This window comes from Sphingopyxis sp., from assembly GCF_035998965.1.
Lineage (GTDB): Bacteria > Pseudomonadota > Alphaproteobacteria > Sphingomonadales > Sphingomonadaceae > Sphingopyxis.
Genome location: NZ_DASYHE010000042.1, coordinates 40473 through 65617, shown reverse-complemented (window position 1 = coordinate 65617; position 25145 = coordinate 40473). Strand labels below are relative to the sequence as shown.

The following is a 25145-nucleotide window of genomic DNA, read 5'->3' as shown; positions in this document are numbered from 1 at the left end:
ATGGGTCGTTTGCGCACCGCCATTCCTGCCGATAACATATGGCTGGCGATCTAGTTCCCGAATCCGGCTGAACACTCGCTGAGGCGCATGTTCAGGCGCCATTGTGCAACTGCGCAACTTTCGCCTATAGACGGCTGATGACCGACGCTGACAGGGGCCGGGCGCCGAAGCGCCAGATCACCGCCCAATGACCCCTTTTCCATGGTCCGATGTGGCCATCATTGCCATCCTGATCCTGCTCAATGGCGTTTTCGCGATGTCCGAACTGGCCATCGTGTCGGCGCGCGCGCCGCGCTTGCAGGCGGCCGAAAAGCGCGGCAGCCGCGGCGCCGCGGTAGCGCGCCAACTCGGCGCCGATCCGGGACGGTTCCTGTCGACGGTGCAGGTCGGTATCACGCTGATCGGCATTCTGGCCGGTGCCTATTCGGGCGCCAGCCTGGGCGGTCCCGTCGGTGACCGGCTACAGATGCTGTTCGGCCTCGACGATGAAACCGCGCTGACGGCAGGCTTCGCCGTGGTCATTGCGGTAACGACCTATTTCTCGCTGATCGTTGGCGAGCTGGTGCCCAAGCAATTTGCGCTGCGCGCGCCTGAACCGATCGCGATCTTCATGGCGCTCCCGATGCTGTGGCTGTCGAAAATCGGCGCGCCGCTGGTGTGGCTGCTCGATCGCAGCTCCGCGCTCGTCTTTCGGGTGCTCGGCCTCAACCGCGAATCCGAGGATCGGGTGACCGCCGAGGAGCTGCACCTGATCGTTGCCGAAGCGTCAAAATCGGGTCTGATCGAGGAAAGCGAACGCGCGATCATTTCGGGCGTCGTCCGGCTTGCTGACCGCCCGGTGCGCGAGGTGATGACGCCGCGCAAGGACGTCGACTGGATCGATATCTCGCTCGATGCGCAGGGGGTGCGCGACAAGCTCGTCGCGTCGCCGCACAGCCGACTGCCGGTCGCACGCGGCTCGGTCGACGATATTGTCGGGGTGGTCCAGGCGCGCGATATCGCCGCCGCACTGTTCCGCGGCGAGGCATTGGATCTGGAGACAGTGACGCGCTCCGCCAAGGTGATCCACGATCAGATCGACGCGATGGACGCGCTCGAAGCATTGCGCGTCGCCGACGTGCCGATGCTGTTCGTCCATGACGAATATGGCCATTTCGAAGGGCTGGTGACCCCCGCCGACCTGCTCGCGGCGATCGCCGGCGAGTTTGCGTCGGACCAAGATATCGGCAGCGAACCGTTTGTCGTCGAGCGCGACGATGGCAGCCTGCTGATCGCCGGGTCGATGCCCGCCGACCAGATGGCCGAACGACTGGGGATCGAGCTTGACGACGACCGCGACTATGCGACCGCCGCGGGCCACGCGCTGGCGATCCTGAAGCATCTGCCAAAGGAGGGCGAGCGCTTCACCGACAAGGGCTGGCGATTCGAGATTATCGACATGGACGGGCGCAAGATCGACAAGCTGCTCGTCACGGAACTGTCCCGGCCAAAGGACGCCGAGGACACCTAGCGTCAGCGTCTATCCGCGGCATCAGCACCGTAACGGATCCCGCCACCAGCCGAGCAACCCTTACAATGCGATCGGTTGCCCCCATATGCAGACGATGCCGCTGGACCGCGCCGCGTCGTAACGTGGCGGGCCAACTGTCGGGCATTGTCTCCTGTCGATCAAAAATGGATTTGGTTGGGTTTTCCGGAGCACGAGAATGATCGCGCACCCGGTGGGCTGACAGCCCGGGTCGGCGATCCGAAAGGCATGACCCCATGATCGGCTATTTCATCCTCCTCCACCGCTTTCCCGAACAGTTCAAACGGATGTTCCGCGCCATCTACGCGCCCGGCAACAGCTATGTGATCCATGTCGACAAAGGGTCGGGGGCGGAGTTTGCCGCCGACATTGCCGAATTCCTCAAGCCGTATCAGGGGGTCGCGATCATCGAATCGAAAAAGGCGCTGTGGGGCGGCTATAGCCTGGTCGACGCCGAGCTGCGCGGCATGGCCAGATTGCTGGCGATGAGCAACAGCTGGACGCATTACATCAACCTCAGCGGCCAGGATTTTCCTCTGAAGTCGCAGGCCTATATCCGCGATTTCCTGCGCGCTAACCCGCGCCGCCAGTATATCCGCGCGCTCGACCAGCGCGCGATCCGGCCCGATACGCTGAACCGCGTCAGCCATATGTTCGTCGAAGCGCTGGGGCGGATGTTCCGGACCCCTGTGTCGCGCCCATTCCTGAAAGGTGCCACGCCGTTCATCGGCACCCAGTGGAAGGCCGTGACGCGCAGCTTCTGCCAGTTTGCGGTCCATCACCCCAGCGCCGATCGCTTCAAGACCTTCTATCGCCGCAGTTTCATCCCCGACGAGGCGTTTTTCCAAACGCTGATGATGAACAGCCCCAATCAGGGTGAAGTGATGAACGACGATCTGCGGACGATCGACTGGGTGCCCGACGGCGAAATCAAGCTGCGTCCGCGCACCTTTGTGACCGCTGACGCGCTGCGCCTGACGCTCAGCCCCGACCTGTTTGCGCGCAAATTCGACATGAACGAGGATGCGATGATTTTTGATCTGATCGAGGCGCATCTGAAAACGCCCGCGGCAATGGACTATGTCGGCGATGTGGTGATCAAGCCGACCAAACCGCGCGCCAAATCCGTCGAAGCCGTTACCCCGACCTGAAAAAGCGGCCGGGCTGAAACAGCAAGGGCTCCGCCGATGGTTCGGCGGAGCCCTGTGCGGCAATGAGCCGGGATGGCTTAACCGTTCAGGCGATCCTTGACGGCCTTGGCCGGACCAAAGGTCAGCTTCTTGGCGGCCTTGATCTGGATCGTCGCGCCGGTCGACGGGTTGCGGCCTTCGCGGGCCGGGGTCGCCTTGACCTTGAACTTGCCAAAGCCGTTGACCGAAACTTCGTCGCCCTTGGCGGCGGCATCGGCAATCGCAGCGAACACGGCATCGACGGCCTTGCGGCCATCGGCTTTGCTCAGGTCCAGCGACGCGGCGACAGCGTCCGACAGTTCGGCATGATTCATAAATTCTCTCCTGGTTTCGGTCGGGCGATTCCCGGCCAATGGGCTGCCATAGACGCAGGATGCACCCTTCGCCAAGCCCGTGATTGCGGGGGATTGGCGATGTCGGCAACCGGCGGGCGCCGCGCCACCCGCACCGTCACCGTCCGGTGGCGATTGCAAGCAGCGCGTCGAGGTTGACGTGGCCCTCCAGTTCGGCCGCGATGTCGTCGAGCGCCGCATCGACGTCGGCGACATAATCGCGCCCGCCGCCCGCCACGCCAATGCCCGCCAGCAGGGCGCGGCGCAGATCGGGTGAGGCGAACAGGCCGTGGAGGTAGGAACCGATCACGCGGCCATTCTGGCTGATTGCGCCGTCGCTGGCGCCGTCAGCGAGCGTTGCAAACGGTCGTGCTGCGCCAGGGCCGCGCGTGTCACCCATATGCATTTCATAGCCGGTCAGCGCCGCGCCCAGCGCCGATCCGGTCACATGGCGCAGCGTCTTGGCGGGCGAAACGGTCGTTTCGACATCGAGCAGCCCCAGTCCGTTGACGTCGTCCGCCGCGCCCTCGATCCCCAGCGGATCGGCGATCCGTTGCCCCAGCATCTGATACCCGCCGCACAGTCCGACGATCATCCCGCCGCGCCGGTGATGCGCCAATATGTCGATGTCCCAGCCCTCGGCGCGCAGCGCGCCCAGATCGGCGATGGTCGCTTTCGACCCGGGCAGGACGATCACCGCTGCCTCGGCGGGGATGGGCCGCCCCGGCGGCACCATCACCACTTCGACCCCAGGTTCGAGCTTGAAGGGATCGAGATCGTCAAAATTGGATATGCGCGGCAGGATCGGGCAGGCGATCATGCGGCGTCCGTCGCGCGGGTCGGCGGCGCGCTCAAGGATCACCGCATCCTCGCTCGGCAACCGCGCTGCGGCGCTGAGCCAGGGGATGACCCCCAACCCCGGCCAGCCGCTGCGCCGTTCGATCTCGCGATAGCCATCGTCGAACAGCGCCGGATCGCCGCGAAACTTGTTGATCAGGAATCCGCGGATCATCGCCGCATCGTCGGGATCGATCACGGCGCGGGTGCCGACGACCGCCGCGATCACCCCGCCGCGGTCGATGTCGCCGATCAGGATGACGGGAACATTGGCGGCACGCGCAAAGCCCATATTGGCGATGTCACCGGCGCGCAGGTTGATCTCGGCGGGCGAGCCCGCACCCTCGATCACCACGATGTCGCACCCAGCGCGCAGCCGGTCATAGCTTTGCATGACGTCGGTCAGCAGCGCGCCGCGCGCCTCGCGAAAATTGCTGCTGCCCAGCGTGCCGCGCACCCGGCCATGGACGATCAGCTGCGACGTGCGGTCGGCCTGCGGCTTCAGCAGCACGGGGTTCATGTCGCTGTGCGGCGGGGTGCGGCACGCGACCGCCTGCAACGCCTGCGCGCGCCCGATCTCGCCGCCGTCGATCGTCACCGCGGCGTTGTTCGACATATTCTGCGGCTTGAACGGGCGGACCACCAGCCCGCGATTGGTAAAGGCGCGGCACAGCCCGGCGACCAGCACCGATTTGCCGACGTCGGAGCCCGTCCCTTGCAGCATCAAAGCGGCCATGCGCGGTGCTCCTGCCGCAGCGCGCGGATCAGAACAGTCCCGGCAGTTCGCGCTGCGCCGCGCTCGGGCGGGCAGGGATCAACATTTCGGGTTCGGCCAGGACGCGCAGATTGCTGCGCTGCGCCGCCGGGCCGACGCTGGCTTCGGCGATCCGCGTGGGGCAAGCGGCACCGGCCAGGAAGTCGATCGCCGCGCGCACCGACGCTTCGCGAGGATCGCCCAGCGGCAGGCTCAGATCGTCGCTCGCGGCGCAGCTGTTGGCGATTTTGGGTGCCAGGCCGTTATAATAATCGCCCGCACCGGTCGAATTGGCGGTCGCAAAGGCGACGACGCGCATCCGGTCGTCGCATTCGGCCTTGTCGAGCGCGATCTGGCCGACCGGCTTGCCGAAGGTATTGCTGCCGACCAGCGTCATGTTGGTGCCGAGGTACGGGAGCATCGAATTGATCACCAGCTCGCTCGCCGATGCGGTCGAACTGGTGCCGATGAAGGCGATACGCGTCGGCGCGATCGATTCGGCGGTCGGGGCAAAGCGATGCTCGTCATTCTGGGCGCTTTTCGACGCGCGAAACACGGTTTGCGAAAACAGCGATCCGCTGCGCCCCTCGCCCATCAAATCGCCCATCAGCTCGGCGGTCGATACCAGCCCGCCGCCATTATAGCGGAAATCGATGATGATGTCGGTGACGCCCTGATTGCGGAAATTCAGAAAGGCGGCGCGCAATTGCGGGTTCGCTGACGAGATGAAGGTGCGCAGGTTCAGGTAGCCGTAATTGCGCCCGCCCTCGCTGATGATCTTGGCGCCATAGCGATCCGAGATCGGGTCGAGCGCATAATCGGCCTTGGCGACGGTCACGTCGCGGGTGCCCCCGGCGTCGGTGATGCGCAGCACGCGGCTGACGCCGGGGTCGTTCGGCCCCAAGGCGTTCGTAATCCCCGCCGTGCCTTCGGCCGCAACAATCGCCGAAATGCTGCGGATGTTGCTGGCATTCGTGCCGATCCCGACGATCGCGGTGCCCCGGTCGATGCCTGCGCCAAAGGCGGGTGCGGTTTCATAAGCTTCGGCGATGATGACCCGCTGATTGACGGCGTCATAGGTCAGGCGAATACCGAACCCCGCGCTCGATCCGCTGGCGAAAAACGCATTCTCCTCGGCGATCGAGGTGATGTAGGTGAAAAACCGGTCCTTGCCGAGCGCGCGCGCCGGGGCGACCAGCGCATCGATATAGGCATCGACATTGGTGAAACTTGCTGGGTTGACCCCGCTCGCGACGTCGCCGGGGAATAGATACCATTCGTCGATCACTGCCTTGGCAAAGCCCTGCCGCGCGGCGAGGCCGCAGCCTGCGGTCGGGGTGGGCGTCGGCGACGGGGTCGGGGTGACGGTCACTGGCCCGGCATTGCTGCCGCTAGTCGAACCCCCGCCGCCGCACGATGCCAACAGCAGGGACAGAACGGTAAGTGACGCAACGGCGCGGCGCATAGATTTCCCCGGTATAATCAACGGCTCGGACGATAGTCATACTGGCCATGAATTGGAAATGAAGAAGCAGCGTCGGCTTGCGACCAGTTGCGGGTGAACCGGAAGGGGAGGGGATTGCCTCAAAACAGCCGTTGCTACAAACGGCAACCGAACCCTTTGCCGGAAGGACGGTCTCTGTGAAAAAAATGATCGAAGTCGAACAAGTTGAGAAGGAATTGAGAATCGCCATGTTGTCGAGCGATCTCGAAACGCTCGATGATCTGCTGAGCGACGAACTCGTTTTTACCAATCACCACGGCCAACGACTATCCAAAGCAGATGATCTGGCAGCGCATAGGTCCGGTCTTCTCCGCATCGATCGGTTGGAACCCAGAGCCGAACCAACCATCCGTGTCATCGGCGACAGCGCAATCGTCAGCGTCACTCTCGATCTCGCGGGCACATATGATGGGCAGCCCTTTGCAGGCGCATTTGCCTATTCCCGCATGTGGTATCGTCAGGGTGGCAAATGGCGAATCGAAGCGGCGCACTGCTCGTCGGTCGCGGGCAGCTGAACGCATTCTGCAATAAGCGACGATCGCGCGATGACTTGATATTGACCCAATGGCGACGCCGACCCGTCAGGCGTCCGCTTCCGTTTCACGCCGCCCCTTGAATCCTTGCGCAACGACGTACAGTTCGGGCGACCCCTTGCGGCTTGCAGGCGGCTTGGCGTGCTTGACCGTCGTGAAATGTTTTTTCAGCAAGGTCAGCAGCGTGTGGTCGGCGCCGCCGGCAAAGACTTTGGCGACAAAGGCGCCGCCGGGTTGCAGCGTTTGCACGGCAAAATCGGCGGCGGTTTCGGCCAGCCCGATCGTACGCAGATGGTCGGTTTGCTGGTGGCCGACGGTGTTCGCCGCCATGTCCGAAATCACCAGGTCGGGGGCGCTGCCCAGCGCGTCGATCAGCGCATCGGGCGCCGCATCGTCCATGAAGTCCATTTCGAGGATTTCGACACCCTCGATCGGCTCGCACGCCAGCAGGTCGATGCCTGCGACGCGCGCGCGCGGATTTGTCTTGCGCACGACCTGCGACCAGCCGCCCGGGGTGATGCCCAAATCGACGACCGCGCGCGCCTTTTTGATGAAGCCGAATTTGTCGTCGAGCTCGATCAGCTTGTACGCGGCGCGCGACCGATATCCCTCCGCCTGCGCGCGGCGCACATAGGGATCGTTAAGCTGGCGTTGCAGCCAGCGCGTCGACGACACGCTGCGCTTTTTCGCAGTCTTGACCCGCACATGCAGCCCGCCCCGCCCGCTGCCGCCGCCACCGCTCTTGCCGCCACCGCCGCTCATTTGCGATACTCGCGGCGCGTCACCGGTACGTCGCGGCCCTGCATTGCCAGCGTCCGCAAAATGCCTTCGCGGATGCCGCGGTCGGCGACGCCGACGCGCGCTGCGGGCCACAGGTCGATGATGCTCTCCAATATCGCACAGCCAGCGACGACCAGATCGGCGCGCTCGCGGCCGATGCACGCGATGTCGGCACGGTCGGCGATGCTGGCATCGGCCAAGCGGCGGCTGATGTCGCGCATCGCATCGGCCGGCACGACCAGCCCGTCGACTGCGCGGCGATCATAGCGCGGCAGGTTCAGAAACACGCTGGCCAGCGTCGTCACCGTGCCGCTGGTACCGAGCAGGCGCAGCTCCTGCCCGGCAAATTGTTCGGCGCGCCCGGCAAAGGCGGCAAAGGCGCTGCGCGTCACTTCGCGCATATGCGCGTAAGCCGCCTGACGGCCCGCCAGGCTGTCATCGGGCAGCGGCGCATGTTCGGTCAGCGACACCACGCCCCACGGCACACTGATCCAGTCGTGGATCTGCACGTCATGCTCCGACACATCGACCTGCATCAATTCGGTCGAACCGCCGCCGATGTCGAAAATCAGCGCCGGCCCCTCACCAGGCTCCATCAGATTGTGGCACCCCAGCACCGCGAGCCGCGCTTCTTCGGCGGGGGAAATGATGTCCAGGACGATACCCGTCTCGCGCCGCACCCGCTCGGCCAGTTCGGCGCCATTGGCGGCGCGGCGGCAGGCCTCGGTCGCCACCGCGCGCGACAGCGAGACATGGCGGCGCCGCAGCTTGTCGGCGCAGATTGCCAGCGCCGCGACGGTGCGGTCCATCGCCGCATCGCTGATCCGGCCGCTGGCGTGCAGGCCTTCGCCGAGCCGGACGATACGCGAAAAGGCGTCGATCACGACCAGTTCGCCGTCTTGCGGGCGGGCGATCAGCAATCGGCAATTGTTGGTGCCCAGGTCGATCGCGGCATAGCTGCGCGGTCGCACGAAATGCGCGGCGCGCGCGGCGGGTTCCGCCTGGTTTCGCCCTTTCGCCGCTGGCCCCGTCCTTGAACCTGGCCGCGGCGGTCGCCCGGATGGCGCTGCCATTTGCCGCATGGCTAGTATTACCTGTCTCTCTCACGCATCCACCAATCGCGGATGTGCACTTGGGAAGGAACCTAGGCTTTGGCGGCCTTTTAGGCAACCCCGTCCCCCGCTGGGACTGTGGCCCAAAGAAAACCCCGCCCGGCGTTGGCCGGACGGGGCAGAAGGGGGGACTGCACGTTATTGGAGGTCGGGACTGCCCTTAACGGCAGCCGTCATTCCCCTTGTCGATGGCGCGGCCAGCGATCGCGCCGACGGCGCCACCGATGATCGTGCCGACGGCGCGGTCGCCGCGGCCGGCGATTTCATGGCCGGCGAGGCCACCGGCGATCGCGCCGATGATCGTGCCGCCGGTGCCATTGTCGCACTGGCGATAATTGCGATTATTGTACCGCTGCTGGTTATAGCGACGGTCCTGACGATAATCGCGGCGGTCGGCGCGGCGATCGTAACGACGGTCATACCGGCGGTCGTCGCGGTCATAGCCGACATTATAGCTCGAATAGCCGCGCTGGTCGTAATAACCGTTCTGCGCCGCAGCGGGAGCCGCCATGCCCAGCGTCGCGGTGGACATCAGGGCGGCGATCGAGAGGGTCACCATCTTTTTCATCGTCGTTCTCCTTCTTTCGTCGTTCGGCCCTTCTGGGCGTTGTCGATGAAGGGGTTATGGGTGATTCGCATTGAGCCAACCCTGAACGCGCTTGTTGGCTGCCGTTCAGCTTCGCGCCCCGGAACACTTCCCTTTCGCCCCCCACCGCCCTAACCCCGCGCCGATGCGCCGCTTGTTTCTTGCCGCCCTGATCTTTCTCGCGCTCGGCCCCGTGCCGGGGACGGTGCAGCGCTTCCCCGTGGATGACCTGACCCAGCGCGCCAGCGCCCACCCACTGGTGTTGGCACCCGCGACGACCGGGTCGATGCGCTTTGCGCGCGGCTGGCATCTGGTCAGCCCGCACAGCCGCTTCGGCGGTTTTTCAGGGCTCGCGCGGATTGCGCCCGACCGCTTCCTGCTCATCGGCGACAATGGATATCGGACACGGCTGGCATTCGATCGCAAAGGGCAATTGTCCTCTTTTGATATCGCGCCCTTGCCTGTGCCGCCCGGCTGGCCCGACCGCAAAACGATGCTCGACACCGAATCGCTGTTCGTCGATCGCGCGCATGGAACAGCGTGGGTGGGTCTGGAACACATCAACCAGCTGTGGCGCTTCGACAGTGAATTGACGCGGCTACAGGCGCGCCATGCCCCCGCCGCCCTGCGCGACTGGCCAAAGGGTCGCGGGCCGGAGGCGATGGCGCGGCTCGCCGGCGGGCGAATCATCATCCTGGCCGAGGGCGGCCGCGACGATCCGCGTCGCAATCGCGGCGTGCTGCTCGCGGGCGATCCGGGCGCCGCTTCGCCGCCGCCGACGCACTTCTTCTATGATTCGCAGGGCAAGGGCGCGGTCAGCGATGCCGCGCCGCTTCCTGATGGCCGCATCCTTATCGTGCACCGCAAAGTCGGCTGGAGCAGTCAGCTGTTCACAACGACGGTCGCGATTGCCGATCCGCACGACATCAAACCGGGCGCCATCTTGCGGTCGCAACCGATCGGCCGCGTTCCTCGTCCGCTTGCCGAAAATTACGAAGGCGCATCGGTGACGGTCGAAAATGGCCGTACGTGGCTGTGGCTCGTCGCCGACAATAATTTCAACCGCTGGCAGCGCAGCCTGCTGCTCCAGTTCGAACTGGTCGATCTGCCACCAGCAAAAACCCCGGACAGCAAAAAGGCCGCGCGGAAACCGGCGGCCTGATTGCGACTGGCGATGGGAAAGTGCTTAAGCGGCTTTTTCGGCCAGCTTCTTCGTCACTTCCTTCTTCACCTTGCGGGCCGAAGCCGACAGCTGGTCGTCGCCAGCCTTGACCAGCCAGTTGTCGAGACCGCCATTATGTTCGACGGTGCGCAGGCCGTGGGTCGACACGCGCATCTTGATGCCCTTGCCCAGTGCGTCCGACAGCAAGGTCACATTCTGCAGATTGGGCAGGAACGTGCGCTTGGTCTTGTTGTTGGCATGGCTGACATTGTTGCCGACCATACGACCCTTGCCGGTCAGTTCGCAGATGCGCGACATGATGTTTGTCCTCGTACAAAAATATCGGTTCGGCGTCCGGGTGCTTCCCGTGAAATCGGGGAAGGAAGGACCGGAGTGAGCCGGGAAAGGCGCGCGCTTATCGGCTTGCCGCAGATTCGTCAAGCGACTAGCGGGAAAAGCGATGCCGCAATTTCCGCTGCCCGAACCGATGCGCCGCGCGCTCGACCTCGCCAAAACCGCGGCAGACCGGGGCGAAGTGCCCGTCGGCGCGGTCGTCGTCAAGGACGGTATGAATATCGGCGAAGGCCATAATCGCCCGCGCGAATCGCACGATCCCACCGCGCACGCCGAAATCGTCGCGATTCGCGCCGCCGCGGCCAGACTCGGCAACGAACGCCTCGACGGCTGCGATTTATACGTGACGCTGGAGCCTTGCGCGATGTGCGCCGGCGCCATCGCCCACGCCCGCATCGCGCGGCTCTATTACGGCGCCGACGATCCCAAGGGCGGCGCTGTGGTCCACGGCCCGCGCGTCTTCAGCCAGCCGACGGTGCATCATCGGCCGGAGGTTTACGACGGCATCGGGGCAGGGGAGGCGGGAGCGCTGCTCAGGGATTTCTTCTCGGCTCGTCGGTAACAAGAATCTCACCCAAAGGCGCGAAGACGCAAAGAAAAATGTGACACCCCGAACCGTTCGCCCTGAGCCTGTCGAAGGGCCGTTCTTTCCTTCGGCGTCGAGGAAAAGAACAGTGCTTCGACAAGCTCAGCACGAACGGAATAGGAGTATCTTTGCGCCTTCGCGCCTTTGCGTGAGATAATCGGGGAAATGCACCGCCGCAGTTAATTCCCTAAAACCTCGTCCACCCACGTCGGCACCAGCACCCCCGCCGGCCCATGCCGCGCCTCGCTGAACCAGTGGCTCCCCTGGCTCGGCTCCATATTCAGCTCCAGCGTCCGCGCCCCCGCCTGCCGCGCCTCGCGTACGAACCCCGCCGCCGGATACACCGCGCCCGACGTGCCGATCGACACAAACAGGTCGGCGCGGTTCAGCGCCGCATAAATCTCGTCCATCCGGTACGGCATCTCGCCGAACCACACGATGTCGGGGCGCAAGGTGCCGACCACCCCGCACGCCGCACAGGCGGGCCGATCGAGCAGCGGCCCGGTCCACCGCAGCCGCGCGTCGCACGCCGCGCACCAGGCGTTCAGATGCTCGCCATGCATATGGATCAGCCGCCTGGCCCCGGCACGCTCGTGCAGATCGTCGACATTCTGCGTCACGATCAGCAACTCGCCCGGCCATTCCGCATCGAGCCGCGCCAGCGCCTCATGCGCCGCATTCGGCACCTTGGTCTGGATCGCCGCGCGCCGCGCATCATAGAATCGCAGCACCAGATCGGGGTCGCGCGCAAAGGCTTCGGGGGTCGCCACATCCTCGACGCGATGTTGTTCCCACAAGCCGCCGCCGTCGCGAAATGTGTCGATGCCGCTTTCGGCCGACACCCCGGCGCCGGTCAGGATGACGATGTTCTGAATATCCTTCATCCCCCCTCTCTATCCGTTGGTGCCGCGGGAAGTCGAGACACCCATCGTCGAAACCTTCCCATGCTCACCCTCTTCGTGGGGATGGGGCTGCCCTGCCTTCCGTTCGTCCTGAGCTTGTCGAAGGACCGTCCTTCCTCTTATGGCGGTGACAGGACAAGCACGGCCCTTCGACAAGCTCAGGGCGAACGGGGATTTAGGGTCATGACCAGCATCGGCATTATCGGCAGCGAAGGCCGCATGGGCGTCGCGCTGGCCGCCGCGATCGCCGCGGCGGGGCAGCAGCATCGCGGCGCCGACAAGGGCGGCAACATCGTCAAACTGGTCAGCGAGAGCGACGTCCTCGTCGATTTCTCCTCCCCCGCCGCGCTCGAAGCGACGCTCGACGCCTGCATCGCGGCGAAAAAGCCGATCGTCATCGGCACCACCGGGCTCGAGGAACGCCATCATTATCTGATCGACGATGCGGCCGCCGACATCGCGGTGCTGCAAACCGGCAACACCTCGCTCGGCGTCACCCTGCTCGCGCATCTGGTGCGCGAAGCGGCGGCGCGGCTCGACGCCGACTGGGATATCGAAGTCGTCGAAATGCACCACCGGATGAAGGTCGACGCACCCAGCGGCACCGCGCTGCTGCTCGGCCAGGCCGCCGCCGAGGGCCGCGGCATCGATCTCGCTGCGGCTTCCGAACGCGGCCGCGACGGTGTCACCGGCGCGCGCGTTCGCGGCAACGTCGGCTTTGCGTCGCTGCGCGGCGGCACCGTTGCGGGCGATCACGACGTGATCTTTGCGGGCGACGAAGAAATGATCACCCTGTCGCACCGGGCCGAGAACCGGATGATCTTCGCGCGCGGCGCCGTGCGCGCGGCACTGTGGCTTACGGGGCAAAAGGCGGGACGCTATACGATGCCGCAGGTGCTGGGGCTGCCCGAACGGTGAAAAAGGCCGATATTTTCGAATTCTATCGCCGCCTCGCGGACCTCAACCCGGCGCCCGAGACCGAGCTGGCCTATGGCAACACCTACCAGCTGCTCGTCGCCGTCGTGCTCTCGGCGCAGGCGACCGATGTCGGGGTGAACAAGGCGACGCGGCGCTTGTTTCAGGACGTGACCACGCCGCAGCAGATGGTCGACCTCGGCGAGGCGGGGCTGAAAGAGCATATCAAGACGATCGGGCTGTTCAACGGCAAGGCGAAGAATGTCATCGCGCTCTCCGAAATCCTGGTCCGCGACCATGGCGGCGAAGTCCCCGCCGACCGCGATACACTCGTCGAACTGCCCGGGGTCGGGCGCAAGACTGCCAATGTCGTGATGAACTGCGCCTTCGGCGCCGAAACCTTTGCTGTCGACACCCATATCTTCCGCGTCGGCAACCGCACCGGGCTGGCGCCCGGAAAGACGGTGCTGGCGGTCGAAAAGGCGCTGGAAAAAGGCACGCCCGCGCCATTCCGCGTCGGCGCGCACCACTGGCTGATCCTCCACGGCCGCTACATCTGCAAGGCGCGCACCCCCGAATGCTGGCGCTGTCCGGTGGTCGACCTGTGCCGGTTCAAGCCGAAGACGGAGGCGCCGAAGGGGTGGCAGGCGGGGTAAAGGGTTCGTGCCGTCTAACGTCCAACTTGGGGTGGGAAGCGGACGTTACTAAGGCTCTAAGGCTTGCTCGGCAGGCCAGTCGTAAGGCGGCGGTTCAAATCTGTGCGCAGTATCCGGCTCGTTGGCGACGCCCAGCACACGCCGCTCCCGATAGCGGAATGCGCCATGATATTGATCCCCGCCAGCTCCATTGACGATGTAAAGATGCCCTGACTTCAGTGGTTCCGCAGGCACCACTGACTGCCAGTTCTCCGGTGCAACGCCATAGAATAGTGGAAAAATCTCGCACTTAAGATTGTCTGTTGCGTTCTCAATTCGCCAGACAGTCTTCCCCGATTCATCGCGAACTGAGAAATAGCTGGGGCAAAATCCCGTTTCCCCAAAGAACCAGTCCTTCCCGGCGCCTGCAAAGGCCAATCGACCCTTCAAGAAAACGGCATTGACCGGGTAATCGGCGCTGCACGAACTAAGGACGGCCGCCGCCGCTAACACCCATAAAAAAGTGCGCACCACCCGTGTCCTCCATATGCCGCTCTCGAACTTATGACGACCGGCCGAAGTCCGCAATTGGTCGTTTGAGGCCATCGAGCCCTAGGCCAAATGAACAATTATATCCGGACCGTCATAGGTCTTATCACTGAGCCAAAGAAAATCGCCGAAATGCGCGTGATCCCAAAGTTCGAATTCTTTCGTTTCGTTCGCGCATTTCACCAAAAACTCCGACAGCTTCAGCATCTCGGCAGGACTAAGATACAAGGTTGCTTCCGAAAGGCGGCCAACGCCGTCCTCTGGTCGATGCGTTCCGCTTGTGTCAGGCGTGCCGAAAAGTTCCATGCGTTTCTCATCCCAATCTGATCAATGCTGGGAGCAAATAGTTTAATCAGCCAAACAGGAGCTTAATGTCCGCAACCGCTCGAATCTCGCCGTGCCGCATGCGGTCGCACCGCAGCTCCAACGATTGGCGCTTGCCGTCTGCCCACGACCCGCCATAGTCCGTTTCCATGCGCAACCTCACCGCCCCGCTCGCCCTCGCCGCCGCCCTGCTCGCCGCCGCGCCCGTCCACGCCAAACCCGCCGATGCCGACGCCGCGAAGCAGATCCTCAAGGACAGCATCGCGATCCCGACGGTCGAGGGGCGGGGCAAAGTGCCCGAACTGGCGGCCTATTATGCCGGGGTGCTGAAGGCCGCGGGCTTTGCCGACAGCGATATCGAAATCACCCCGATGGGCGAAACCGCAACCCTCGCCGCGACGCTCACCGGCACGACCCAGAAAAAGCCGATCCTGCTGCTCGGCCATATGGATGTTGTCGCGGCGGACCCGAAGGACTGGACGCGCGATCCCTTCGTGCCGGTGGAGGAAAATGGCTATATTTTCGGCCGCGGGTCGGAGGATAACAAGTTCGACATCGCGATGATGGTCGCAACGATGGCGCAGCTCAAACGCGACGGATTCAAACCGCAACGCTCGATCATCCTGTTGCTCACGGGCGACGAGGAAACCCAGATGCTGACGACGCGCGCGCTCGCGGCCAAGTACAAGAATGCCGAATTCGCACTGAACGGCGATGGCGGCGGCGGGACGATCGGCGAAGATGGCAAGCCGCTATATTACGGGCTGCAAGCGGGCGAAAAAACCTATGCCGACTTCACCCTCGAAGTCACCAACCCCGGCGGCCACAGCTCGCGGCCGTCGCCGGTCAACGCGATCGTCCAGCTTGCCGCGGCACTTGAAAAGGTCGGGGCCTATAAATTCGCCGCGCAGCAGAACGAGCTGACCAAGATCGGCATGCCGATCGTCGCCGACCAGGTCGGCGGCAATATGGGCGCCGCGCTCAAGGCTTTCGCCGCGAACCCGGAGGATGAAGACGCGATCACCAAGATTCGCGCCGACCCCGAATATGTCGGCCAGATCGGCACCACCTGCGTGCCGACGCTGGTCAAGGGCGGCCATGCCGAAAATGCGCTGCCGCAGCGCGCAACCGCCAACATCAACTGCCGCATCTTCCCCGGCGTCCCGGTCGAAAGCGTGCGCGCCGAACTGGAGCGGCTGATCGCGGACCCCGCGGTCAAGGTGAATACAGATCCCGACGCCAGCGCCAGCGACGCGTCGCCGCTGCGCCCCGACGTCATGGCGGCGGTCAAGAAAGCGGTCCACGCCCGCGCCCCCGGCCTGCCGATCATCCCGTCGATGAGCGCCGGGGCGACCGACAGCTATCATTTCCGGATGCAGGGCGTGCCGAGCTACGGCGTCGCGGGGCTGTTCTCGAAAGCCAGCGACAGTTTCGCCCACGGCCTCAACGAACGCGTCCCGGTCGACGCCATCGCCCCCGCGCTGGCGCATTGGGACAGCCTGCTCAGGGATTTGTCGAAATAGGGCGCCTCACGCCGACAATCCGAATTCGGGCGCCGCGCGCAGCCGGGCGGCGTCGCGCAGCGGCGGCAGGCCGAAGGCACGGCTATAGTCGCGGTTGAACTGCGACGGGCTTTCGTACCCGACGTGAAAACCCGCGCTCGCTGCGTCCATCGCCTCCGACACCATCAACCGCCGCGCTTCGAGCAGCCGCAGCCGGGTGCGATATTGCAGCGGGCTGAAACGCGTCACACTCTTGAAATGCTCGTGGAAGGAGGACGGACTCATCCCTGCCAGCCCGGCCAGGTGATCGATGCTGAAGGCGCCGGCATAATGATCCTTGATCCACGCCACCGCGCGGCTGATCTGGTGCAGCCGGGTGTCGGCGGTGGCGATATGGCGCAGCATCGCGCCCTGCGATCCGGTCAGCAGCCGGTACAGGATCTCGCGTTCGGCTAGCGGTGCGAGCGCGGCCATATCGTCGGGTGTATCGAGCAGGCGCAGCAGGCGCAGCGCGGCATCGAGCAGGCCCGTATCGACGTCGCCGACCGCAATCGACGGGGCATGATCGCTCCGCGGGACGCGCGCCTCATGCGCGAGCAGCAGGTCGCTCAGCACGGCAACGTCGAGATCGAGCTTCAGGCATAGATAAGGATCGTCAGCGCTGGCATCGACCACCATGCCGCTCACCGGCAGGTCGACCGAAACGACCAGAAACTGTGCGCTGTCGTAGATAAAGCTCGCATCGCCCAGCAGCACGCGCTTGCGGCCGCTGATCGCCAGGCACAGCGACGGCTCGTACACGACGGGCATCGGCTCGCTCGGCTCGGAGCTACGGACAAGCGATACGCGCGGCAGCGCGCACGGATGGACCCCGTCGGTCGGCCGATGACGGAGTAGCAGCGAACGCATTTCTTCAAGTTTTGTCATGATGATGGTTTTGCAGCCTTGCGCTGCCCCGACAAGCGCAAAGCGCAGTGTCCGGAGGATCGTGCAATCATTGCGGAGCCTTGATCTACCGTCTGACCGCCGGTCGGTCGCAAAAGCGGGTCAACGGACGGCACGGGGCCGTCCGGTTTCGATGGAGACGATCATGACCCCCACCACCGACAAAGTCATCCTGATCACCGGCGCGAGCAGCGGCATCGGCGCCGCCACGGCGCGCGAACTTGCCGCAACCGGCGCGACGCTTTTGCTCGGCGCCCGCCGTACCGACCGGCTCGAAGCGCTCGTGGCCGAAATCGCCGCTGCCGGCGGTACCGCCGACTATCGCGCGCTCGATGTGACCAGCCGCGCCGACATGCAGGCGTTCGTCGATCATGCGATCGCGCGCTTCGGCCGCGTCGATGTGCTGGTCAACAATGCGGGCATCATGCCGCTGTCGCCGCTCGCCGCGCTCGAGACCCAAAATTGGGACGCGATGATCGACGTCAACATCCGCGGCGTCCTCAACGGCATTGCAGCGGCGCTGCCGGGCTTCACCACGCAGGGTTCGGGCCATTTCGTCAATGTCGCCTCGCTCGGCGCGCATTATGTGGTTCCGACCGGTGCGGTCTATTGCGCGACCAAGTTTGCGGTGTGGGCGATCACCGACGGTATCCGGCAGGAACATCGGGATGTGCGCGCGACGATCATCTCGCCCGGCGTCGTCGAATCCGAACTCGGTCACGACATCACCGATCCGGGCAGTGCCGCCGCGATGGCCGAATTCCGCAGCATCGCGATCACCCCCGATGCGATCGCCCGCGCGATCCGCTTCGCGGTCGAACAGCCCGATGATGTCGACGTCAGCGAGATCATCGTGCGCCCTGTGAAGGGCAGTTTCTGAGAATGCCGCGTGGCAGCGCTGCTAATCGAGCAGCGCTGCCACCGCCTTTTCGATCATCGCCGCCGCCGCTTCCGCACCGAAGCTGGCGGCATCGAGCGACAGTTCGAGCCATAGCCCGTCGACCATCGCGGTCAGCATGATCGCCAGCCGCTCGGCATCGCGCGCGCCGCACGCGGTCAGCAACTCGCCGAGCCGCGTGCGATATCCGGCGTAACTGTCCGCGTGAATAGCCGCCATCCGCGCATCGCTACGCGCCAGCGCCCAGAAGGCCGTCCACGCCCCCAGCAGTTCAGGATCGGTCACCGGTGGGCGAAAGCTGGCGGTTAGATACGCCGTCAACTTCGCGCGCGGATCGTCACCGGCATCGTCGACCGCCGCAGCAAAAATCGCGTCCATCCGGTCGCTCGTCGCCTGATAGGTCGCCGCGACCAGGTCGTCGATGCCACCGAAATAGTGGCGCAGCAGCCCCGGCGACACGCCTGCTTTCGCGCAGATTGCCCGGACATTGGTGCCCGCCAGCCCATGCTCGGCCAGGCACGCCGCGGTCGCCTCGATCAGGTCGCCGCGGCGGGCATCGGCGCTTTCGCGCGTAAAGGCTTGGCGAGCGGGCTGCATCTTGTTATACGTTTGTATAACAAGGATCGACTCATGGCAACGCTGCGCGACACTTTCGACAACATCGACCCGCAAGACGGTTGGTCACTTCCGGCGTGGACCTACAGCGACCCCGATTTCTACGCCGCCGAAATGGCGCGGATCTTCCGCCCCAGCTGGCAGGTCGTCTGCCACGATAGCGACATCCCGAACCCCGGCGACTGGCACAGCATCGACTATTGCGGCGAAAGCGTCCTCGTCGTGCGCGGCACCGACCGCATCGTCCGCGCTTTCACCAACGTCTGTCGCCACCGCGGCTCGCGACTGGTCGATGGATCGGCCGGCTGCGCGAAAAAGCTTGTCTGCCCCTATCACGCCTGGACCTACGAACTCGACGGCCGCCTGACCGGCGTCCCCGACAGCGCCAGCTATCCGACGCTCGACAAGGAAAAGGCGTCGCTGGTGCCGGTCGACCTCGAACAATGGCGCGGCTTCTGGTTCGTCCGCCTCACCGACGACGGCGGACCCTCGGTCGCCTCGATGATGGCGCCCTATGAAGCGGAGGTGGCACCGTACCGCTTCGACGAACTCGGCGCTTTGGGCCGCGTCACGCTGCGCCCGCGCGAGGTGAACTGGAAAAATGTCGGCGACAATTATTCGGACGGCCTCCACATCCCCGTCGCCCACCCCGGCCTGACCCGCCTGTTCGGCAAAAGCTATGGGGTCGAGGCGACGGACTATGTTGACCGCATGTGGGGCGACCTGATCGACCGGCCATCAGTGAACTGGTCCGAACGCATGTACCAGCGGCTGCTGCCCCCGGTCCCGCACCTGCCCGAAGACAAGCAGCGTCACTGGCTCTATTTCAAGCTCTGGCCCAACGTCGCGTTCGACATCTACCCCGACCAGGTCGATTTCATGCAATGGCTGCCGACCGGCCCGACCAGCTGTCTGATCCGCGAAATCAGCTATGTCTTGCCCGATGACCGCCGCGAAATGCGCGCCGCGCGCTATCTCAACTGGCGGATCAACCGGCAGGTGAACGCCGAAGACACGCTGCTGATCACCCGTGTCCAGCAGGGGATGGCGTCGCAGAGTTTCACCATGGGGCCGCTCAGCGACAAGGAAGTGTGCCTCAAACATTTCTGCGCCCGGATGCGCGAGCTGCTCCCCGAATCCCGCCTCGAACAACCCCCGCGTGCGGGATGGAGCAAAGCATGACCAAGCAATATGACGCCCTCATCATCGGCGCCGGCCACAATGGCCTCGTTTGCGCCTTCTATCTGGCGCGGGCGGGGCTGAAGGTGCGGATGGTCGAAGCGCGCGACGTCGTCGGCGGCGCCGCGGTAACCGAGGAGTTCGCGCCGGGTTTCCGTAATTCGGTCGCCAGCTACACCGTCAGCCTGCTCCAGCCAAAGGTGATCGCCGACATGAAGCTCGCCGAGCATGGCTACCGCGTGATCGAGCGGCCGATCAGCAACTTCCTGCCGCAGGAAGATGGCGGTTACCTCAAGCTCGGCGGCGGGCTGGAGCGCACGCAAAAGGAGTTCGCGCGTTTCTCGGCCCACGATGCGGCGCGTCTCCCCGCATATTATGACATGCTCGAAGGCGTCGCCGATGTGCTGCGCGACCTGGCGCTGAAATCGCCGCCCAATGTCGGCGATGGCTTCAAGACCTTGATCGACGCCGCGCGGCAGGGGCGGGGGCTCACCAAGCTCAGCCTGTCGCAGCAGCGCGACGTACTCGAGCTGTTCACCAAATCGGCGCGCACCTTTCTCGACAGCTGGTTCGAAAGCGAGGCGGTCAAGGCCGCGTTCGGCTTCGACGCCGTCGTCGGCAATTACGCCAGCCCCGACACCCCGGGCAGCGCCTATGTCTTGCTCCACCATGTCTTTGGCGAAGTGAACGGCAAGAAGGGCGCATGGGGTCACAGCGTCGGCGGCATGGGCGCGATCACCCAGATGATGGCGAAGGTCTGCACCCAGCTGGGGGTCGAGATCAGCCTCGAAGCGCCCGTGTCGCGCGTGCTGGTGGATGGCGGCAAGGCGGTCGGGGTCAAGCTGGTCGGCGGCGAGGAAATCGCCGCGGCGCGCGTCATCGCCAATGTCGGGCCGAAACTCCTTTACGAACGGATGTTCGACGAAGGCGACATCGCGCCCGAATTCCGGCGCCGGGTCAAGGCGTTCAAGGCAGGCAGCGGGACGTTCCGAATGAACGTCGCACTCAGCGAGCTGCCCAAATTCACCTGCCTGCCGGAACCCGGCGAGCATCACCAGTCAGGGATCATCCTTGCCCCGACGCTCGATTATATGGACCGCGCCTTCCTGGATGCGAAGGCACATGGCTGGTCGAAGGCGCCGATTGTTGAGATGCTCATCCCCTCGACCGTCGACGACAGCCTGGCGCCGCCGGGACAGCATGTCGCGAGCCTGTTCTGCCAGCAATTTGCGCCCGAACTGCCCGACGGACGCGATTGGGATGCCGAGGAAGGCGCCGCCGCTGACTGCATCATCGACACCGTCGAAGCGCATGCCCCCGGTTTCCGCGCCTCGATCGTCGGGCGCCAGATCCTCAGCCCCAAGGGGCTCGAACGCAAGTTCGGCCTCGTCGGCGGCGACATCATGCACGGCAATATGAGCCTCGACCAGCTGTGGTCGGCGCGCCCGGTGCTCGGCAACGGCGCGTATCGCGGGCCGCTGAAGGGGCTGTATATGTGCGGTGCGGGCACCCATCCCGGCGGCGGCGTCACCGGCGCGCCGGGGCATAATGCGGCGCAGGTGATCCTACGCGATCGGAGCTTCTTCGCACCGCGCTGGCGTTGAGCGGCGCATCGCGAAGTAGATCGGCAGCCCGGTCGCGGTCATCGCGAGGCTCCACAGGCTCGCCTCGATCCCGGCACCGTAAAAGGCCCAGCAGCTGTAGATGAAGCCGGTCAGCGTCAGTGCAGCGAATCGCGGCGAGGCCGCGATGCGGCGCTGTCGTTCGAACTTCAGCGCCGCGAGCGCCGCTGCCATGTAAAATATGATCGCGGTCGAAGTCGTCACCAGCACCATGAAGTTAAACAACCCGGCCAGCCCGCGTGAATAATTGGCATAGACGACCAGCGTGGCGAGGCTGCTGGCGAGCAGCAGGCTCCACAGCGGCGCGCCAAAGCGGTTCTCCCTTGCCATCAATGACGGCAGTTGCCGCTTCTGCGCCATATCGCGCGGGATTTCGCCGACGAGGAGGACAAAGCCGTTGAGCGCCCCGAGCGCGGCGATTGCGGCGAACAGCGCGACGAGCTGGCCCGCGGCTGGGCTGACCAAGGTCGCGAAAAAGGTCGCATAGGGGGCGTTCGAGGCCTGTACCGTCTCTACCGGCAGCAGCATGGTGACAGTGGTACAGGACAACAGATAGATGATGCCCGTCGCCACCGCGCCGATCATCGTCGCGCGCGGAACCGTTTTTTCGGGATCTTTCACCCGGTCGCCGACCGCTAGTGCGCTTTCAAACCCGAGCAGCGCGAACAAGGTCAACGTCGCCGCGCTTCCGATATTGCCCAGGCTGACCGGCGCGGCGTTGGCGAGTGCGGGCGGGGTCACGCTGCCCGACCCCAGCACCCAGACCGCCACCACGACGGCGCCGAGCAACGGCAGCAGCTTGAGCGCCCAGGTCAGCACCTGCGCGCCGCCCGCCTTGCGCACTCCGAGCAGGTTGATCGCCGTGAACAGCCAGATAAAGCCGATCGCGATCAGCGCGGGGGTCTGGCCTTCGTCGGCGAGGCCCGGAAAGATGATCGACAAATTGCTGGTTGCCGCGACTGCCAGCGCCGCGTTGGCGGTCCAGCAGCTGATCCAGAAACTCCATGCGACGATAAAGCCGACGCCGGGGCCAAAGGCTTCGGCAGCGTAGGTGAACGGTCCCGTGCCCCCCGGCAGCAAACGCGCCAGCCGCGCGAGGACCAAGGCGAGGCACAAGGTACCGCCGATCGTCACCCCCCAGCCGATCACGGCATTCCAGCCGAGCGGTGCGAGCGCGGCGGGGAGCAGGAATACCCCCGACCCGATCATATTGCCCATAACCAGCGCGATGCACATCAAAAGGCCGAGCTTTTGGCCCGGCCTTTCCATGTTGGTCACGCTGCCGGTCACCCGGTCAGAAATCCTTGCTGACCTTGATCCCGATCAGGCGCGGGCGAATGACATTGTCGTAAAAGACTCCGCCGGTGCTGCTGACCCCGTCGGGATCGCCGCAGATCGATTCACCGCACTGGACCGCGCTGTTGATGACGCCGTTGCTGTTGAACAGGTTCGTGGCGAACAGCTCGGCGTCCCAACCTTCGCCCTTGACGCCAAAGCTGATGTCAGCGGTGGTATAGGCCTTGAAATTGCCGACGATGTCATTTTCGAACGGTCGCACATCGGATCGCCGCTTGCCGATATGGTTGACGGCAAACTGGAAATGACCGTCCATGCCGCCGATCGGAAACTCATAACGGGCGATAGCATTGCCCTTGAATTTCGCCGTGACTGGCAAACGTGATCCTGCGGGCGCAAGGAGTGCGTTTGTCTGGCCCGGTGGGTTAATCGTACAGTCGAAACTGTCATTGGCGATCCGGCAGAAATCGCGGCGGATCGTCGCATCGTTGTAACTGCCGCCCAAGCTGAGCGTGAAGCCGCCGGCGCGATAGTTCAGATCGGCCTCGATCCCGCGGATGCGGGCGATACCGGCGTTGCGGATTTCAGTGAGACCATTGGCGCCCAGGAACGACAGCTGAATGTTGTTCCAGTCCTGCTGATACACGGCACCGTTAAAGCGCACCGGGCCGAACGACGTCTTCCAGCCGAACTCATAATTGTCGAGCGTGTCTGGACCATAGGGATCAAGCGTGCCGCGGCGGTTGATCCCGCCCGGGCGGAAACCGCGCGACCAGGTGCCGTACAGCAACACATCGTCGGTCACCTTATAGGTGAGGTTCAGTTTGTGGATGAAGTCGGTATCGCTCGTGCTCTTGTCGAGATTGGTACAGGGTGACCCCGCAATGATCGTCGGAGCGAAACACGCCGCCTCGCCGGTGCGACTGCTGAAACCGGCCGAATAGCCGAAGAAGCCGACCAAGCTGTTGTCGAATTTATAGACGCGGCCGCCGCCGGTCAGCGTCAGCTTGTCGGTGATGTCGAAACTGACTTCACCAAATGCAGCATAGTCGCGGTCGATGCGCAGCTGTTTGGTCAGCCAGATATTGCTGTCGGTGCCGGTGACGGTGATCGCGTCGCCGATGCCGTCGATGATGTAATTCTGTTCGATATTGTGCGACTGGCGCTGCCAGAACAGCCCACCGATAAAGCGGATACGCGCATCGGCTGGCGAGGCAACACGGATTTCGGCGAAGCTGCGCTTATAGCGATCGATCCCTTGGATATATTGGTTCGGATTGACCGGGTCGCCATTATTATCGGTGAAATAGGCGCCATAGCCATAGAGCGCATCATAGAAATAGGCGTAATCCGAATAGTCGCTTTCGGTCTCGGTCTTCCGGCGCATATGCCCGCCGGTGACGGTCAGATCCCAGCTGCCGATCTTGCCCTCGATCGTCATCGCGGCCTGGATCCATTTATCGTCGCCGCGTTCGGGATTATATTGCACCGTCTGCAGCTTGCCGTTCACCGCGGTCGAACGCTCCTGCGCGAAGCTGCCGTCGGCCTTCTGGATCTGCCCCATCAGGTTCGGGCGGATCGTCCAGTCGTCGTCGAGTTCGATGCCGAGCGCGAGGCGCGCACCATAGGTATCGACGTCGTTATAGTCCTTCTTGACCAAGTCAGCGTTGTTCTGGGTGATGCCGCTGGTCGGATAGGTCCGGCTTCCGGTAATATTGTCGATATAGCCTGCGTCGTGGCGGTACCAGCCGACCAGACGCAGCGCCGCCTTTTCACTGAGCGCGGCGTTGACAAAGCCTTCGGCAACCCCGCCGACGCCGCCCTTGGACACGGTGTTGAGCTCCAGGCCCATCGAGCCATAGGTGCCGCTGGTATCGGGCTGGTTGGTAATCAGGCGGATCGTTCCCGCCATCGAGCTGGCGCCATAGAGTGTGCCTTGCGGCCCGGCGAGTGCCTCGACGCGCGCCAGGTCATAGGCATGGATGTCGAGCGCGCCCTGAATGGTCGTGATCGGCATTTCATCGAGATAGGTGCCGACGGTGGGCAGCGATGCCGAATGGTTGGCGTTCTCACCCGACGCGACGCCGCGAAAATAAATCTGCGCAAAGCCGGGTCCGGCGGTCTGGATCGTCACCGACGGCAGGAATTTGATGACGTCCTGAAATTCCTTGACCTGCAACTGGTCGAGCCGCTCGGTCCCGATTGCGGTGATCGCCAGCGGGACGTCCTGCAGATTCTGTTCGCGCTTCGACGCGGTCACGACAATGTCGCGATCGTCGTTAATCGCGGCCTCCTGCGCCAGCGCAGCGCCCGACGTGCATAAAATGGTCCCGCCAAGCAGTAGTGCGCTGCTCCGCATCAGACCGGCCGAAATCTTCATCATGAGACCCCCCTCAATTGACAATTGTATGACGTAAACATGACGCAGTGCAGCACAAGCGCAAGCCTTGTTCGCCGACCCAGTACATCGTTGGTCGAAAATGTCGCCCGCTGTTGCCAAAAGGC

General features: G+C 64.2%; 25 protein-coding genes. 11 read left to right on the top strand and 14 right to left on the bottom strand.

Going from position 1 to position 25145, the window contains the following annotated elements:
• Window positions 1-187: 187 nt before the first annotated feature.
• Together VGN68_RS07665 and VGN68_RS07660 are read left to right on the top strand one after the other, a co-directional pair.
• Window positions 188-1510: a hemolysin family protein gene (locus tag VGN68_RS07665; protein WP_327475410.1), complete on the top strand. Its 1323-nt coding sequence runs from the start codon at window positions 188-190 to the stop codon at window positions 1508-1510.
• 254 nt (window positions 1511-1764) lie between these two features.
• Window positions 1765-2679: a beta-1,6-N-acetylglucosaminyltransferase gene (locus VGN68_RS07660; RefSeq protein ID WP_327475408.1), complete on the top strand. Its 915-nt coding sequence runs from the start codon at window positions 1765-1767 to the stop codon at window positions 2677-2679.
• Window positions 2680-2756: 77 nt separating this feature from the next.
• Here the strand turns inward: VGN68_RS07660 and VGN68_RS07655 are convergent, their stop codons facing one another.
• From VGN68_RS07655 to VGN68_RS07645, 3 genes are all read right to left on the bottom strand, one after another.
• Complete coding sequence (locus tag VGN68_RS07655; protein ID WP_088440085.1) at window positions 2757-3032, bottom strand: HU family DNA-binding protein; 276 nt, start codon at window positions 3030-3032, stop codon at window positions 2757-2759.
• Window positions 3033-3168: 136 nt separating this feature from the next.
• Window positions 3169-4623, bottom strand: a complete 1455-nt coding sequence (locus VGN68_RS07650; protein WP_327475401.1) for a cobyric acid synthase — start codon at window positions 4621-4623, stop codon at window positions 3169-3171.
• A 28-nt stretch (window positions 4624-4651) separates the two neighbouring features.
• Window positions 4652-6106 (bottom strand): S41 family peptidase, encoded by a 1455-nt coding sequence (locus VGN68_RS07645; protein ID WP_327475399.1) that lies wholly within the window; start codon window positions 6104-6106, stop codon window positions 4652-4654.
• Window positions 6107-6291: 185 nt separating this feature from the next.
• Here VGN68_RS07645 and VGN68_RS07640 point away from each other — a divergent pair, with 185 nt between their 5' ends.
• Window positions 6292-6660 carry a nuclear transport factor 2 family protein gene (locus VGN68_RS07640; RefSeq protein WP_327475477.1) on the top strand — a complete coding sequence of 123 codons (369 nt, stop codon included), beginning with the start codon at window positions 6292-6294 and terminating at the stop codon, window positions 6658-6660.
• 66 nt (window positions 6661-6726) lie between these two features.
• Here VGN68_RS07640 and VGN68_RS07635 read toward each other — a convergent pair whose 3' ends face one another.
• From VGN68_RS07635 to VGN68_RS07625, 3 genes are all read right to left on the bottom strand, one after another.
• A complete protein-coding gene (locus tag VGN68_RS07635) occupies window positions 6727-7440 on the bottom strand; it encodes an RlmE family RNA methyltransferase (protein ID WP_327475397.1) in 714 nt (237 codons plus the stop codon).
• On the bottom strand, window positions 7437-8540 hold the full coding sequence (locus VGN68_RS07630; RefSeq protein WP_327475395.1) for a Ppx/GppA phosphatase family protein: 1104 nt from the start codon (window positions 8538-8540) through the stop codon (window positions 7437-7439). The genes VGN68_RS07635 and VGN68_RS07630 overlap by 4 nt, the downstream gene beginning before the upstream one ends.
• 190 nt (window positions 8541-8730) lie before the next feature.
• Complete coding sequence (locus VGN68_RS07625; RefSeq protein WP_327475393.1) at window positions 8731-9138, bottom strand: glycine zipper 2TM domain-containing protein; 408 nt, start codon at window positions 9136-9138, stop codon at window positions 8731-8733.
• Window positions 9139-9301: 163 nt separating this feature from the next.
• On the opposite strand from VGN68_RS07625, the gene VGN68_RS07620 reads away from it, so the two are divergent.
• Complete coding sequence (locus tag VGN68_RS07620; protein WP_327475391.1) at window positions 9302-10318, top strand: esterase-like activity of phytase family protein; 1017 nt, start codon at window positions 9302-9304, stop codon at window positions 10316-10318.
• A gap of 24 nt (window positions 10319-10342) precedes the next feature.
• On the opposite strand, the gene rpmB is transcribed toward VGN68_RS07620, so the two are convergent.
• The gene (gene rpmB, locus VGN68_RS07615; RefSeq protein WP_327475389.1) at window positions 10343-10636 is read right to left on the bottom strand and encodes a 50S ribosomal protein L28; all 294 of its coding nucleotides are present in this window, start codon (window positions 10634-10636) and stop codon (window positions 10343-10345) included.
• A 142-nt stretch (window positions 10637-10778) separates the two neighbouring features.
• Between rpmB and tadA the strand changes: the two genes are divergently transcribed.
• The gene (gene tadA, locus VGN68_RS07610) at window positions 10779-11234 is read left to right on the top strand and encodes a tRNA adenosine(34) deaminase TadA (protein WP_327475387.1); all 456 of its coding nucleotides are present in this window, start codon (window positions 10779-10781) and stop codon (window positions 11232-11234) included.
• 203 nt (window positions 11235-11437) lie between these two features.
• Here the strand turns inward: tadA and VGN68_RS07605 are convergent, their stop codons facing one another.
• Complete coding sequence (locus tag VGN68_RS07605; protein ID WP_327475385.1) at window positions 11438-12142, bottom strand: NAD-dependent deacylase; 705 nt, start codon at window positions 12140-12142, stop codon at window positions 11438-11440.
• 201 nt (window positions 12143-12343) lie between these two features.
• Between VGN68_RS07605 and dapB the strand changes: the two genes are divergently transcribed.
• Together dapB and nth are read left to right on the top strand one after the other, a co-directional pair.
• Window positions 12344-13078 (top strand): 4-hydroxy-tetrahydrodipicolinate reductase, encoded by a 735-nt coding sequence (gene dapB, locus VGN68_RS07600; RefSeq protein ID WP_327475383.1) that lies wholly within the window; start codon window positions 12344-12346, stop codon window positions 13076-13078.
• The gene (gene nth, locus VGN68_RS07595; RefSeq protein WP_327475381.1) at window positions 13075-13731 is read left to right on the top strand and encodes an endonuclease III; all 657 of its coding nucleotides are present in this window, start codon (window positions 13075-13077) and stop codon (window positions 13729-13731) included. The genes dapB and nth overlap by 4 nt, the downstream gene beginning before the upstream one ends.
• 48 nt (window positions 13732-13779) lie before the next feature.
• Here the strand turns inward: nth and VGN68_RS07590 are convergent, their stop codons facing one another.
• The gene (locus VGN68_RS07590) at window positions 13780-14244 is read right to left on the bottom strand and encodes a hypothetical protein (protein ID WP_327475379.1); all 465 of its coding nucleotides are present in this window, start codon (window positions 14242-14244) and stop codon (window positions 13780-13782) included.
• Window positions 14245-14322: 78 nt separating this feature from the next.
• Complete coding sequence (locus VGN68_RS07585; protein ID WP_327475377.1) at window positions 14323-14565, bottom strand: hypothetical protein; 243 nt, start codon at window positions 14563-14565, stop codon at window positions 14323-14325.
• Between the two features lie 167 nt (window positions 14566-14732).
• Here VGN68_RS07585 and VGN68_RS07580 point away from each other — a divergent pair, with 167 nt between their 5' ends.
• On the top strand, window positions 14733-16106 hold the full coding sequence (locus VGN68_RS07580; RefSeq protein WP_327475375.1) for a M20/M25/M40 family metallo-hydrolase: 1374 nt from the start codon (window positions 14733-14735) through the stop codon (window positions 16104-16106).
• Window positions 16107-16112: 6 nt separating this feature from the next.
• Here the strand turns inward: VGN68_RS07580 and VGN68_RS07575 are convergent, their stop codons facing one another.
• A complete protein-coding gene (locus VGN68_RS07575; RefSeq protein ID WP_327475373.1) occupies window positions 16113-17012 on the bottom strand; it encodes an AraC family transcriptional regulator in 900 nt (299 codons plus the stop codon).
• Between the two features lie 163 nt (window positions 17013-17175).
• Between VGN68_RS07575 and VGN68_RS07570 the strand changes: the two genes are divergently transcribed.
• The gene (locus tag VGN68_RS07570) at window positions 17176-17910 is read left to right on the top strand and encodes an SDR family oxidoreductase (protein WP_327475371.1); all 735 of its coding nucleotides are present in this window, start codon (window positions 17176-17178) and stop codon (window positions 17908-17910) included.
• Between the two features lie 21 nt (window positions 17911-17931).
• Here VGN68_RS07570 and VGN68_RS07565 read toward each other — a convergent pair whose 3' ends face one another.
• On the bottom strand, window positions 17932-18525 hold the full coding sequence (locus VGN68_RS07565) for a TetR/AcrR family transcriptional regulator (protein WP_327475369.1): 594 nt from the start codon (window positions 18523-18525) through the stop codon (window positions 17932-17934).
• 33 nt (window positions 18526-18558) lie between these two features.
• Between VGN68_RS07565 and VGN68_RS07560 the strand changes: the two genes are divergently transcribed.
• Both VGN68_RS07560 and VGN68_RS07555 read left to right on the top strand, forming a co-directional pair.
• The gene (locus VGN68_RS07560; RefSeq protein WP_327475367.1) at window positions 18559-19725 is read left to right on the top strand and encodes an aromatic ring-hydroxylating dioxygenase subunit alpha; all 1167 of its coding nucleotides are present in this window, start codon (window positions 18559-18561) and stop codon (window positions 19723-19725) included.
• A complete protein-coding gene (locus VGN68_RS07555; RefSeq protein WP_327475365.1) occupies window positions 19722-21326 on the top strand; it encodes an NAD(P)/FAD-dependent oxidoreductase in 1605 nt (534 codons plus the stop codon). Before VGN68_RS07560 ends, VGN68_RS07555 begins: the two co-directional genes overlap by 4 nt.
• Here VGN68_RS07555 and VGN68_RS07550 read toward each other — a convergent pair.
• On the bottom strand, window positions 21288-22634 hold the full coding sequence (locus VGN68_RS07550; RefSeq protein WP_327475363.1) for an APC family permease: 1347 nt from the start codon (window positions 22632-22634) through the stop codon (window positions 21288-21290). The two genes, VGN68_RS07555 and VGN68_RS07550, sit on opposite strands and share 39 nt — an antisense overlap.
• 4 nt (window positions 22635-22638) lie before the next feature.
• Window positions 22639-25023: a TonB-dependent receptor gene (locus tag VGN68_RS07545; RefSeq protein ID WP_327475361.1), complete on the bottom strand. Its 2385-nt coding sequence runs from the start codon at window positions 25021-25023 to the stop codon at window positions 22639-22641.
• Window positions 25024-25145: the final 122 nt, after the last annotated feature.